Annotated in this window: 13 protein-coding genes; 11 read left to right on the top strand and 2 right to left on the bottom strand. The window is 62.8% G+C overall.

Annotation, left to right across the window (positions count from 1 at the left end; translation table 11 throughout):
* Window positions 1–40: 40 nt before the first annotated feature.
* From nrfD to NYQ83_RS11475, 11 genes are all read left to right on the top strand, one after another.
* Window positions 41–1351, top strand: a complete 1311-nt coding sequence (nrfD, locus tag NYQ83_RS11525; protein ID WP_128291829.1) for an NrfD/PsrC family molybdoenzyme membrane anchor subunit — start codon at window positions 41–43, stop codon at window positions 1349–1351.
* Window positions 1348–1866, top strand: a complete 519-nt coding sequence (locus tag NYQ83_RS11520) for a DUF3341 domain-containing protein (RefSeq protein ID WP_261214789.1) — start codon at window positions 1348–1350, stop codon at window positions 1864–1866. Before nrfD ends, NYQ83_RS11520 begins: the two co-directional genes overlap by 4 nt.
* Entirely contained in the window at window positions 1863–2360 is a 498-nt protein-coding gene (locus NYQ83_RS11515) for a c-type cytochrome (protein ID WP_261214787.1), read from the top strand. Before NYQ83_RS11520 ends, NYQ83_RS11515 begins: the two co-directional genes overlap by 4 nt.
* Complete coding sequence (locus tag NYQ83_RS11510) at window positions 2357–3415, top strand: hypothetical protein (RefSeq protein ID WP_261214785.1); 1059 nt, start codon at window positions 2357–2359, stop codon at window positions 3413–3415. The genes NYQ83_RS11515 and NYQ83_RS11510 overlap by 4 nt, the downstream gene beginning before the upstream one ends.
* Window positions 3408–3758, top strand: a complete 351-nt coding sequence (locus NYQ83_RS11505) for a hypothetical protein (protein ID WP_128291159.1) — start codon at window positions 3408–3410, stop codon at window positions 3756–3758. The genes NYQ83_RS11510 and NYQ83_RS11505 overlap by 8 nt, the downstream gene beginning before the upstream one ends.
* On the top strand, window positions 3755–4549 hold the full coding sequence (locus NYQ83_RS11500; protein WP_261214783.1) for a hypothetical protein: 795 nt from the start codon (window positions 3755–3757) through the stop codon (window positions 4547–4549). Before NYQ83_RS11505 ends, NYQ83_RS11500 begins: the two co-directional genes overlap by 4 nt.
* Window positions 4546–5493 (top strand): cytochrome c oxidase subunit II, encoded by a 948-nt coding sequence (coxB, locus tag NYQ83_RS11495; protein WP_261214781.1) that lies wholly within the window; start codon window positions 4546–4548, stop codon window positions 5491–5493. Before NYQ83_RS11500 ends, coxB begins: the two co-directional genes overlap by 4 nt.
* The gene (gene ctaD, locus NYQ83_RS11490; protein ID WP_261214779.1) at window positions 5486–7147 is read left to right on the top strand and encodes a cytochrome c oxidase subunit I; all 1662 of its coding nucleotides are present in this window, start codon (window positions 5486–5488) and stop codon (window positions 7145–7147) included. Before coxB ends, ctaD begins: the two co-directional genes overlap by 8 nt.
* Window positions 7140–7784, top strand: coding sequence for a cytochrome c oxidase subunit 3 (locus NYQ83_RS11485; RefSeq protein WP_261214777.1), 645 nt, complete (start codon window positions 7140–7142; stop codon window positions 7782–7784). The genes ctaD and NYQ83_RS11485 overlap by 8 nt, the downstream gene beginning before the upstream one ends.
* A complete protein-coding gene (locus NYQ83_RS11480) occupies window positions 7784–8083 on the top strand; it encodes a cytochrome C oxidase subunit IV family protein (protein ID WP_261214776.1) in 300 nt (99 codons plus the stop codon). Before NYQ83_RS11485 ends, NYQ83_RS11480 begins: the two co-directional genes overlap by 1 nt.
* Before the next feature lie 129 nt (window positions 8084–8212).
* Window positions 8213–9481: a glycerophosphodiester phosphodiesterase family protein gene (locus NYQ83_RS11475; protein WP_261214774.1), complete on the top strand. Its 1269-nt coding sequence runs from the start codon at window positions 8213–8215 to the stop codon at window positions 9479–9481.
* A 6-nt stretch (window positions 9482–9487) separates the two neighbouring features.
* Here the strand turns inward: NYQ83_RS11475 and NYQ83_RS11470 are convergent, their stop codons facing one another.
* Both NYQ83_RS11470 and phnF read right to left on the bottom strand, forming a co-directional pair.
* A complete protein-coding gene (locus tag NYQ83_RS11470) occupies window positions 9488–10582 on the bottom strand; it encodes a class I SAM-dependent methyltransferase (protein ID WP_261214772.1) in 1095 nt (364 codons plus the stop codon).
* 175 nt (window positions 10583–10757) lie between these two features.
* Window positions 10758–11492, bottom strand: a complete 735-nt coding sequence (phnF, locus tag NYQ83_RS11465) for a phosphonate metabolism transcriptional regulator PhnF (protein WP_261214770.1) — start codon at window positions 11490–11492, stop codon at window positions 10758–10760.
* Between the last annotated feature and the right edge of the window lie 56 nt (window positions 11493–11548).

The following is an 11548-nucleotide window of genomic DNA, read 5'->3' as shown; positions in this document are numbered from 1 at the left end:
AAAGCCCTTGCGTGGCCCAGCGCAATACCTGCCGGAGCCGATGAGCTATGAGGCGATCACCAGCGAGGTCATGAACCCGCTGTTGATGACACGGGTCGGGCGCATCTGGTGGATCTCGCTCCTCGTCAGTCTGGCTCTGACCGTGATGATGGTCGTATCGATCCTCTGGCTCTTCGCCAACGGGATCGGGGTGTGGGGCCTCAACCAGTCGAACATCTGGGGCTTCGCGATCGCCAATTACGTCTGGTGGATCGGGATCGGCAATGCCGGCACGCTCATCTCCTCGATGTTGCTTCTGACGCGGCAACGATGGCGCGCCTCCGTCAACCGTTTCGCCGAGGCAATGACCTTGTTCGCCGCCGCTATTGCCGGGCTCTACCCGATCCTGCATCTCGGACGGCCGTGGTTCTTCTACTGGCTCATGCCCTATCCGAATACGATGGGCGTCTGGCCGCAATGGCGCAGCCCGCTCGTCTGGGACTTCTTCGCCATTGCGAGCTACCTGATCTTTTCGCTGCTCTTCTGGTACACCGGCCTCATCCCCGATCTCGCGACCGCGCGCGACAGGGCTGCTCCAGGGCTCCGGCGGGCGCTCTACGGCTTCATGTCCTTCGGCTGGACGGGCTCGGCCTCCGACTGGCTGCGGCTCGAGAGTTTTTACAAGACGGCGGCGGCGATGGCCGTGCCGCTCGTCTTCTCCGTCCATTCCGTCGTCGGGCTCGACTTCGCGGCCGGTCTCGCGCCCGGTTGGGCGGAGACGATCTTCCCGCCTTATTTCGTCTTTGGTGCGGCCTATTCAGGCTTTGCCATGGTGGTGACGCTCGCGATCCCGATCCGCTGGGCCTTCAACCTGCAGGGGCTCGTCACCCGAAGCCATCTCAACGTGATGGGCAAGATGCTGCTCTTCCTATCGCTCATCATGTCCATCTCCTACGCCACGGAATGGTTCATGGCCTGGTATGCGGGCTCGGAGGCGGAGCGCGATCTCATCCTCTTCAAGTTCTTCGGCGCCTACGCGCCCTATTACTGGCTGATGCTCGCCTGCAATTGCGTCATCCCGCTCGCCCTCTGGGTTCCCGCGGTGCGGCGCACGCCGAAGCTCATCCTGGCGGTGGCGCTCGCCATCAATCTCGGGATGTGGCTTGAACGCATTCTGATCACCACGACGACCCCCTCGCACGGGCATCTGCCGTCGAGCTGGCAAATCTACACGCCGACCATCTGGGACTGGACCTTGTGGTTCGGCACGCTCGGCTTCTTCACGCTTCTCTTCCTCATCTTCGTTCGGCTCGTTCCTTTCATCTCGCTGCATGAGGTGAAGCAGTTCGACTGGCAGAGGAGGCGCGCATGAGCGGGCATCACCTCCTGGCCGGTTTCGCCGAACCCGGCGAACTGATGGGGGCAATTGAGAAGGCGCGGGAGGCGGGCTTCTCTGATCTCGAGGCGTATTCGCCCTTTGCGATCGAGGGCGTTGCGGAAGCGATCGGCCATCGTCCGACGCGCATCCGCATTGTCATGGCCGTTGCCGGCGTGATCGGCGCTGCCTGCGGCTTCGGCCTGCAGGCGTGGAGCGCCATCATCGCTTATCCGATCAATTCCGGCGGCCGGCCGTTGTTCTCCTGGCCGGCCTTCATGCTTGTGACTTTCGAGCTCACAGTTCTGTTCGCGGTCGTTGCCGGCTTCGTGGCCTTCATCCTGCGCTCCGGGCTCATGAAGCTGCACCAGCCGCTCTTCGCGGCGCCGAATTTCCATCGTGCCTCGCATGATCTCTTCTTTCTGCGCGTGACGGTGGATGGCGACGCCAATGCGGCGCGCGAACTCCTTAAGGGGCTGTCGCCGATCGTCATCGACGAGGTGCCGGCATGAGGTGGCTCGCCATCCTCCCCGCTCTTCTCCTGCTTGCCGGCTGTCAGGAACAGGAGATGGCGAAGCAGCCGAAGCTGAAGACTTATGCCTTTGCCGAAGCCTTTGCGGGTCACAGCGCCGCCAGGCCGCTGCCGGAGGGCGTCGTGGCGCGCTCCGATCCGGTCGATGCGCAACAGGCTTTGGCGCCGCCGAAGCCGACGCTGGCGCTCGTTCAGCGCGGGCGCGAGCGCTTCGAGATTTTCTGCGCGCCCTGCCACGGCTATGGCGGCTATGGCGACGGCATGATCGTGGAACGCGGTTTCCCGCAGCCGCCATCATTTCATTCGGATCGGCTCCGGGCGACGTCGGCGCAGCACATCTTCGATGTCATCACCAATGGCTACGGCGTCATGTATTCCTATGGCGACCGCGTGCCGCCCAAGGATCGCTGGGCGATTGCGCTTTATCTGCGCGCCTTGCAGGTCTCGCAGATGCAGGAAGGAGGCGGGCCATGACAGCTCCCGCGCTCGCTCTGCGCCCGCAGGGTCGGCGGATGCCGCTTCTTCTCCTCGCGGTGATCGTGTTGGTGGCGCTCGTTGTCGCGGCCGTTTTCCTGACGCCGCCGGGGCTTTCAGGTGCCTGGCTTATTGCCTGGCTCTTCCTGCTCGGCTTTCCGGCCGGAAGTCTCGTCCTTCTTCTCGCGCACGGCCTGACGGGCGGTGATTGGGGATTTGTCGCGCGGCCCTTCCTGGCAGCGATGGCGCTTACGATGCCGCTCCTTGCCGTCGCCTTCGTGCCCATCGCACTGTCGCTGTCGGATATCTATGTCTGGGCCGGCCATGCGGAGGCCGTGCGGCACGAGGCGGTGGCAGAGTTTTATCTCAACGCTCCCGCCTTCCTCCTGCGCAGCATAGTCATTCTGGCGATCTGGTCGGTGCTTGGCGTCCTTGCGGCGCTCGTCCCGCTCGGGCCGGTTGTGTCAGCGGTCGGCATCCTCCTTTACGGCCTCAGCATCAGTTTCGGCAGCATCGACTGGCTGATGTCGCTCGACCCGAAATGGTTCTCCACCGCCTATCCGGCGCTCCTCAGCGTCTCGCAGATAGGATCGGCGCTCGCGCTTCTTGCGGTCCTGCGTGCGGTCTTCGGTCAGGAGGTTCGGAACGGCGATTTTGCCGGGCTTCTCATCGCGGCCATTCTCGGCGTCACCTACCTCGCTTTCATCCAGTATCTCGTCATGTGGTCCGGCAATCTGCCGGAGAAGGTCGGATGGTATGTGGCACGGCTTACGCCCTCCGGCACCGCGCTTGTCGCCGCCACCTTCATCGTCGGCTCGGTTCTGCCCTTTTCGATGCTTCTCTTCTCCGCGGTGCGGAAGAGTGCGCGCTGGACAGGGTTTGCCGCCCTTTTCTGCCTCGTCGGTCTTTATCTGCACCTGACCTGGCTCGTCGGGCTCGCGCCGGCAGTGGCGTGGCTTGCGCTTTTGCTGACGATCCTTCTCGGCGGCGCCTGGCTCGCCATCGTCGTGTCGCTCCTCGGCGCACGTCACGAAGGGGAGGAGCGCCATGCCTGAACAAAGCTGGCGTGCCCACGAAGCGGCCGAGGTCCCGGGGACGAGGGTGTTTCTGGCGGGCGCAGCGCTTCTCGGTCTCATGGTCTTCACGCTCGCGCTCGTCGCATTCCTCTTCACCTTCGTCGGCCAGCCGATCGAGCAGACCCTGCCGCGGCCGATGCGGCCGGCGGGGCCTGCTCTCCAGGTCGATCCGGTCGGGGATCTGCAGGCCTATCGGGTGCGCGAAGGAAAGCGCCTCAACGACGCCGTGGCGATGCCCATCGACGAGGCGATGAAGACCGTTGCCGCCCGACCCGACCCCTATGCGCCGCTCCTGCCGCCACAATCGGAGGAGGTCCGATGAGATCGCTCGTCCTTGCTCTTTTCCTGTGTTTCGCCGCCATGCCAGGCGTTGCTCTTGCGGGGCTCGCGAAATCCGAGATCGACACGGTCGGCGTCACCAAGCGCATCGGCGCGCCGCTCAAGGCCGATCATCTCGTCGATCTTGAAGGAGAGCCCGCGCCGCTGCCGGCTTCCGGCGACAAACCCGATCTCGTCCTCTTCGTCGATTTCACCTGCGAAACGTCCTGCGGTGTCTCTGCCGACGCGCTCCTGTCGCGGCTGTCGGGACTGACGCTGAAGCCTGGTGACGATTTCGATCTTTCCATCATCGGGCTCGACCCGAAGGACGGGCAGGTGGAGGCGAAGACCTTTGCCGAGGAGCATATCCCGAAGACGGAGCGCTGGCAGGCGGTGCGCGTTCTGCGCGGCGACAAGAGCGAGATCGCCCATCTCCTCGATACGGCCGGCATCCGTATTTCCTACGACAAGGAGCGTGATCAGTTCGCCCATCCGACCGCCGCCGTCCTGCTCGACAAATCCGGCGAGATCCGCCGTTATGTCGATCCATTCGCCTCGGAACCTCTCGATTTCCGTCTCGCCTTAACGGATGCCGGCGACGGCAGTGTCGGATCGCTCGGCGACCGGTTGTTCCTGCTCTGCTATGGCTGGAATCCTGCGACCGGCACCTATTCTCCGCTGATTGCGCGCATCCTGACGATCTCTGCCGCCTTGAGCGTGGCCGCGATCGCAGCGCTCGTCCTGACGCTTCTGTGGCGTGAGCGGCGTGGCAAGGGCCGGGAGAGCACGGCATGAGCGGTCTCTCCAGTTTTATCTCTGCGGCGTCGGAACGTGCGCGTCAGACCGATCTTCTCTTCTTCTCGGCGACCGCACTCTCCGGATTCATCATCCTTCTCGTCGCTGGCCTGATCATCGGGCTTTCGATCCGTTATCGGAAGAATTCCACCGCCGACCGATCGGAATTGCCATCGCTGCTGCAGCGGGAGTTCGAGACCGGCTGGACGCTCGCCACCGTGCTTCTCTTCGTGACGATCTTTGGCTGGGCGTCGGCACAAGGTTTTGGGGCCATGACGCCGGCGGGCGAGCCGCTGCAGATCAACGTCGTTGCCAAGCAATGGATGTGGAAGAGCGAACATCCAGGCGGCGAGCGCGAGATCAACGCGCTGCATGTGCCGGCGGACCGGGCGATCCTGCTGTCGATGAATTCGCAGGACGTGATCCACTCGTTTTTCGTGCCGGCCTTGCGCATCAAGCAGGATGTGGTGCCGGGCCACACGGAAGCCCTGTCCTTCATCGCCGACAAACCCGGGACCTATGCGCTTCTCTGCGCGGAATATTGCGGCACGCAGCATTCCAAGATGACCGGCAAAGTCATCGTCATGGAAGAAGAGGATTACGCTGACTGGCTTTCCCACCAGGAGGCCGACAATTCTCTCGCAGCCCAGGGCGAACGGCTGTTCACGACGCTCGGATGTTCGGGGTGTCACGGCAACAGCGCCAATGTCCGTGCCCCGCCCCTCGAATATGTCTATGGCTCTCCGGTGGCACTCGCCGACGGGCGGATCGTGGAGGCGGATGACGCTTATCTGCGCGATTCCATCCTGCAGCCGAAGCGCGATGTCGTCGCCGGTTTCAAGCCGATCATGCCGAGCTTTGCCGGCCGCGTCTCGGAGGCGAACCTTCTGGCGCTCCTCGCCTATTTGAAGAAGAAGCCACAGCAAGAGGCCCGCGATGACTGACACGACCGCACACAGCGGCGCCGTGGAGACGGCCGAAACGACGGATGAGGCGCTCGGGCGCTCCTATCTCAACGAATCCGGGTCGACGCTCTCCTCGTGGCTTTTCACCATAGATCACAAGCGGATCGCCATCCTCTATGCGATCTCGACGACCGTCTTCTTCTTCATCGGCGGGGCCGCAGCGACGCTTATCCGCTTGGAGCTTCTGACGCCGGCCGGCGATCTCGTCGCCGACGACACCTACAACAAGCTCTTTACCCTGCACGGGATCACCATGATCTGGTTCTTCCTCGTGCCGGTGATCCCGACGACGCTCGGCAATTTCCTCGTGCCCTTGATGCTCGGCGCGCGTGATCTCGCCTTTCCGCGCCTCAATCTCTTTTCCTGGTATCTCAATATCGGCGGCGGTGTTCTGGCGCTTGCAGCCATCATCCTCGGCGGTGTCGATACCGGCTGGACCTTCTACACGCCGTTCTCGAGCTTCTATTCCAATTCCTATGTCTCGATCGCCGCTATCGGTGTCTTCCTGACCGGCTTTTCCTCGATCGCGACCGGGCTCAATTTCATCGTCACCACGCATACGATGCGCTGCCCGGGGCTCACCTGGTTCCGTCTGCCGCTCTTCATCTGGGCGAATTATGCAACGAGCCTGATCATGCTGTTAGCGACGCCGGTTCTCGCCATGGCGCTTCTGCTGATCGTGGCGGAACGCTGGTTCGGGCTTGCCATCTTCGATCCGACGCGGGGCGGGGATCCGCTCCTCTTCCAGCATCTCTTCTGGTTCTATTCACATCCGGCCGTCTACATCATGATCCTGCCGGGCATGGGCGTCGTCTCGGAGATCATCACCTGCTTCGCGCGGCGTCGGGTCTTCGGCTACACGGCGATGGTCTTCGCGATCCTCGCGATCGCCGTCATCGGCTTCTTCGTCTGGGGCCACCACATGTTCGTTTCGGGCCAGTCGTCCTATGCGAACCTCGTCTTCTCGTTCCTCTCCTTCATGGTGGCGGTGCCCTCGGCGATCAAAGTCTTCAATTGGACCGCGACCTTGTTCCGCGGTCGCATCACCTTCGAAGCGCCGATGCTCTATGCGCTCGGCTTCGTCGGCCTCTTCACCATGGGCGGTCTGACCGGGCTCTTCCTCGCCTCCGTGCCGATCGATCTCCATGTGCACGACACCTACTTCGTCGTGGCCCACTTCCACTACATTATGGTGGGCGGGATGGTTTCGGCCTTCTTCGGAGGCTTGCATTTCTGGTGGCCGAAGATCACCGGCCGGCTTTATCCGGAACGCTGGGCGCAGGCGGCGGCGATCATGATGTTCGTCGGCTTCAACACCACTTTCTTCCCGCAATACATTCTCGGCTATCTCGGCATGCCGCGGCGCTACCATGCCTATGCGCCGGAGTTTCAGATGTTCCACGTCGCCTCGACGCTCGGCGCCGTGCTTCTGGCCGTCGCCTATCTGATGCCTCTCTTTTATCTCGGCTGGTCGCTTTTCTTCGGGCGCGTTGCCTCGGCCAATCCCTGGGAGGCGACTGGGCTCGAATGGACGACGGCTTCTCCGCCGCCCCAGCACAATTTCTTTTCGACGCCGGTCGTCCGCGAGGATCCCTACAATTACCACCTGGAGGGGACACCGAAAGATGCGTGAGATCAGCCCCTTCGCTGGGATAGTCGCCGAACAGTTCGACGACCGCGGCCAGCAGCGGCAGGCGGCCGAGTTCGGCATGTGGATCTTCCTCGGCACCGAGGTCTTGTTCTTCGGCGCGATCTTTCTCGGCTATACGCTTTATCGCATGGCCTATCCGGCCGCATTCGAGGAGGCCGGACGCGAGACGCTCGTCCTCATCGGTAGTGCCAATACCGCCATTCTCCTGATTTCGAGCCTGACGGCTGCGCTTGTCGTGAAGGCCGCGGAATTCGGCAGTTCGCGCCTCGTCGTCAGGCTGATTGCGGCGACGATTGCGCTCGGCCTCCTCTTTCTGGCGCTCAAGGGCTACGAATACCACCACGACATCAAGAGCCATTTCGTCCCGGGCGACCCTCTCTTCGACCTTTCGGAACACGCCGTGATCTTCGTCTCCTTCTACTGGGCGATGACCGGCATCCATGCCCTCCATATGGCGATCGGGCTCGGAGCCTGGGCGGTCGTCGCGATCCTCGTCCATCGCGGGCGCGTCGTGCCCGACAAGACCAACACGATCGAGGTCGTGGGTCTTTACTGGCACTTCGTCGATACGATCTGGATCTTTCTCTACCCGCTTCTCTATCTTGTGGGGCGGTCATGATGGCAGGGCGGAACGATCGGCGTGAGCCTGACCTGCGGCAGCTTCTCTTTCCCGAATTTTTCGTCTGGGCGGCGCTGATGGTGCTCTTCCTCGCCTCCTGGTGGGTCGCCTATTGGCCGATCGGCATCTGGAAGGTGGTCGTCAATCTTGCGGTCGCCGTCGTGATGGCGGGCCTTTCCTCAGTGGTCTTCATGCATCTCTCCAGATCCGGGGCGCTGTTGCGGCTTGCAGCCGGCGCCTCGGGCCTGTGGCTCGTCGCGCTCTTCGTTCTGACGTTCAGCGATTATCTCACGCGCTGACGCCGGGACGGTTCTTCCTTCGATGCTTCATGTTCCCGTCATCCGCGCGACATTCCGTGTTTGCGCCCCGCGTCTATGCGAGGTTTCGGCCCTGTGCCATCGCGTTTGCCATCGAGGAAGGTTTAGCCCATGAAGCACGTTCTCGTTCGTTCGGCCTTTGCCGCCGGCGCCCTTTTGGGTGTGGTCTGCGGCTTTGCAGCCGATGCGCTCGCCCAGGATTCCCTCCCGCAGGATAACCGTCCGCAGGCGCAGCTCGGCCCGCGGCCCTTCTATCTCGTCAACGACATGGACGAGGGCGAGCTCAAGGATGCGCTCAAGGCTTGCGAGACCGGACCGTTCTATCGCACGGCGTTTTCCATCGGCCATCGCGGCGCGCCGATGCAGTTTCCAGAACACACCCGCCAGTCCTATCAGGCGGCGGCCGTGATGGGGGCCGGCATCATCGAATGCGACGTCGCCTTCACCAGGGATCGCGAGCTCGTCTGCCGGCATTCGCAATGCGATCTCGCTACGACGACCGATATTCTCGCCCACGACGATCTCGCTGCGAAATGCACGACCCCGTTCAGCCCGGCCTCCGGCGACAAGAAGGCTGAGGTGAAGTGCTGCACGTCCGATCTGACGCTTGCGGAGTTCAAGTCGCTCAAGGGCAAGATGGATGCGGGCAATCCGGATGCGATGAGCGTTGCCGAATTCATGGATGCAACGCCGTCCTGGCGCACCGACCTCTACGCCACGAACGGCGAGTTGATGTCCCACAAGGAATCGATCGCGCTCTTCAAGGATCTCGGGGTCAAGTTCACGCCCGAGCTCAAGGAGCCGAGCGTGGAGATGCCGTTCGAAGGCGATTACACCCAGGACGATTACGCCCAGCAGATGATCGACGAATACAAGGAGGCGGGGGTCGATCCGAGCGACGTCTATCCGCAATCCTTCCAGCTCCGCGATGTCCTCTACTGGATCAAGAACGATCCGGAATTCGGCAAACAGGGCGTCTTCCTCGACGATCGCGACGAGACGCTAGAAGGCTTCGATGCCAACAATCCGGAGACGTTCGAGCCGTCGATGCAGGAGCTTGCCGACGAGGGCGTGAAGATCATCGCGCCGCCGAGCCATATGCTCCTCACCCTCGACGAGGCGGGAGAGATCGTGCCGTCGGCCTATGCGAAGGCTGCGAAGGAGGCGGGTCTCCAGATCATCACCTGGTCGCTTGAGCGCTCCGGCACGCTGACCGATGGCGGCGGCTACTACTATCAGTCGGTCGAGGATGCGATCTCGCATCCGGGCGACGAATACGAGGTGATCGACGTGCTCGCCAAGGATGTCGGCGTTATCGGCATGTTCTCCGACTGGCCGGCGACGGTCACCTATTACGCCAATTGCATGGGCCTGGAGTGATCCGACCTAGCCGCGCCGCGGCAGCCAGCTTCGGGCCACCCGACGAAGGCTGCTGCGGTGTGGTCCTGTGCCGCTGGCGGGACGTTGGGACGAGGATTTCCGCACGACGCATCCGTCCAATCGCCCGGCTGTAGCTGCTGGCGTGAAGCGCACGAACTCCAGGCGGGGAGGGAGAATGTGCTGCTGCAGGTACTCGGTCGTCATGAACATGAGCCCCCAATCCTCCGTGGTGGCACCTTCGAGCTTCCCGAGGTCGCCCTGCGTGCGCACGGTGGTGTAGGGCCGGAAGAAATGCCCGTCTCCGCGCAGGCCGGCGATGACGGCTTCCAGGAAAGACACCTTGTCCGGAAACTCGCCGTTGGAGATGTTCGGGTATCGTGGCCTTGGAAAGTCGAAGACGAGCCGGTTTGCCACGTCGTGCGGGCCATGGATCGTGAAGAAGAAATACCCGCCGGGTTTCAAGATCCGCGCGATCTCTTCCATCCATGCGCGTGCCGCCCTCGGCGAAAAGTGCGTCCAGATGCTCTTGGCGTAGGCGAGATCGAAGCTCGCCTCGTCATAGGGAAGGGGCGGCTCCTGCTGCGAGACGGCAAACTCGGCGCCCGGGACGTTCGCTTTCGCCCATTCGATCGATGAGGGGACCGGATCGGCTCCGAAGACCTTCAGGCGGTCCAGGCCGGCGCGCGTGATGACTGCAATATTGCGTCCGCTGCTGCAGCCGAAATCGAGGATGCTGCCTTGCAGTTCGGCGCCGGCAAGCTCCAATTCGGTGAGCGTTCTGTCGGTGTTGACGAAATCATAGAACAGATTGTCGCCGCCATCGACGAAGTGGACGCCTTGCGGGGGCGTGAGGCCGAGATTCGTGGCCAGCAGTTGATCCGTATCCGCCGTCTCAACGAAGGTTTTGAGGCGGGTGTAGGCGTCGAGAGCGCTTGTTACCTCCGTCTCGGGCTGGAGCGAGCGGAGAATGGGCAACGTCGTGATCGGCTTCCAATCCGGCCCGTCCATCGTCAGATGGCCGTTGCCGTCCAGTTGGATGTGATCGGTGAATTTCGAGATCAGCGCGACGAGCAATTGTCGCTCGGCATCAACTGCTTTCATTTATTCTCTCGGACGGTGCTCGTGCAGTATCAACGGTGGTCGACCGGCTCGATGCGAATGCGTCGGCAGTGCCGTGATTTCTAGATGATGCCCCAGCCTGGCACGTTCTTCCAGTGCGACTACGGGTCCGAGCCATCTCCTCGTTGATGTTGCCTGAGGCGCTCCCTAGGGCCTCCTAGATATCGCCAGATTCGATGACGATTTCCATGCGCTCCGCCGCAAAACTCGTCAGAGATAGATGCAGGGGCGTGCCGTCCGGTTCGACATTGAGCGATTCCGTTACGAGGACGGTCGCCCCGCGCGGCAGAGCGAGTTTCTCGTTTTCGGCGGGCTCTGCAGATCGCGCACGCACCTTGGTCCAGCGGCGGACATAATCCTCGACCCCGTGACGGGCGAGTGCCCGGGTGATCGATCCCGTTTCGGCATAGACCGCCACGAGATTGGGAAACCGTTCGGCGGAAAACCAGCTCCTTGCCGTTGAGATCGGTACTCCGTCGGCGACGCTCAGGGTTTCGAGGGTGATGAGCGGCGTGCCCTGCGCGAGCTTCAGATGGTCGGCGAGCCAGACGGGCGCGGGCTCGATACGGCTTGCGATCAGGCGGCCGCCGGGCGCGCGCGCCTGACGGCTGACGATTTCCGAAAAGCGGGTGCGCCGCGAGATCGGATAGGCGAGGCGCTCCGAGGTGACGAAGGTGCCGCGGCCCTGGTCGGAGCGCACCAGCCCTTCCGCAGCAAGCGCCGCGAGCGCGCGGCGCAGCGTGTGGCGGTTGACGCCAAAACGCTCCGACAAGGCGCTTTCGGAGGGCAGGGCCGTGTCGGCCGGCCAGCGCCCCGACAGTACCTCACCGCGCAACAGATCGGCGATCTGGCGCCACAACGAGACGCCGGCTCCGCGATGCACATTCTCCATCGTCGTTTTCGTCCCCCGAGCGTCGGACCGTCATCGTTGTGTCAAGCTTGTCAGCC

It is taken from the genome of Afifella sp. JA880 (assembly GCF_025379905.1).
GTDB classification, from domain to species: domain Bacteria; phylum Pseudomonadota; class Alphaproteobacteria; order Rhizobiales; family Afifellaceae; genus Afifella; species Afifella aestuarii.
The sequence above is the reverse complement of the archived record's forward strand: the minus strand, read 5'-3'. Positions and strand labels throughout refer to the sequence as shown.

Excerpts from the sequence above, each read along its gene's own strand:
- coxB (WP_261214781.1), top strand. The coding sequence starts at position 4,546 with ATGAGCGGTCTCTCCAGTTTTATCTCTGCGGCGTCGGAACGTGCGCGT.
- NYQ83_RS11515 (WP_261214787.1), top strand. The coding sequence starts at position 1,863 with ATGAGGTGGCTCGCCATCCTCCCCGCTCTTCTCCTGCTTGCCGGCTGT.
- NYQ83_RS11510 (WP_261214785.1), top strand. The coding sequence starts at position 2,357 with ATGACAGCTCCCGCGCTCGCTCTGCGCCCGCAGGGTCGGCGGATGCCG.
- NYQ83_RS11485 (WP_261214777.1), top strand. The coding sequence starts at position 7,140 with ATGCGTGAGATCAGCCCCTTCGCTGGGATAGTCGCCGAACAGTTCGAC.
- ctaD (WP_261214779.1), top strand. The coding sequence starts at position 5,486 with ATGACTGACACGACCGCACACAGCGGCGCCGTGGAGACGGCCGAAACG.
- NYQ83_RS11520 (WP_261214789.1), top strand. The coding sequence starts at position 1,348 with ATGAGCGGGCATCACCTCCTGGCCGGTTTCGCCGAACCCGGCGAACTG.
- NYQ83_RS11480 (WP_261214776.1), top strand. The coding sequence starts at position 7,784 with ATGGCAGGGCGGAACGATCGGCGTGAGCCTGACCTGCGGCAGCTTCTC.
- NYQ83_RS11470 (WP_261214772.1), bottom strand. The coding sequence starts at position 10,582 with ATGAAAGCAGTTGATGCCGAGCGACAATTGCTCGTCGCGCTGATCTCG.
- NYQ83_RS11500 (WP_261214783.1), top strand. The coding sequence starts at position 3,755 with ATGAGATCGCTCGTCCTTGCTCTTTTCCTGTGTTTCGCCGCCATGCCA.
- phnF (WP_261214770.1), bottom strand. The coding sequence starts at position 11,492 with ATGGAGAATGTGCATCGCGGAGCCGGCGTCTCGTTGTGGCGCCAGATC.
- NYQ83_RS11475 (WP_261214774.1), top strand. The coding sequence starts at position 8,213 with ATGAAGCACGTTCTCGTTCGTTCGGCCTTTGCCGCCGGCGCCCTTTTG.
- NYQ83_RS11505 (WP_128291159.1), top strand. The coding sequence starts at position 3,408 with ATGCCTGAACAAAGCTGGCGTGCCCACGAAGCGGCCGAGGTCCCGGGG.
- nrfD (WP_128291829.1), top strand. The coding sequence starts at position 41 with ATGAGCTATGAGGCGATCACCAGCGAGGTCATGAACCCGCTGTTGATG.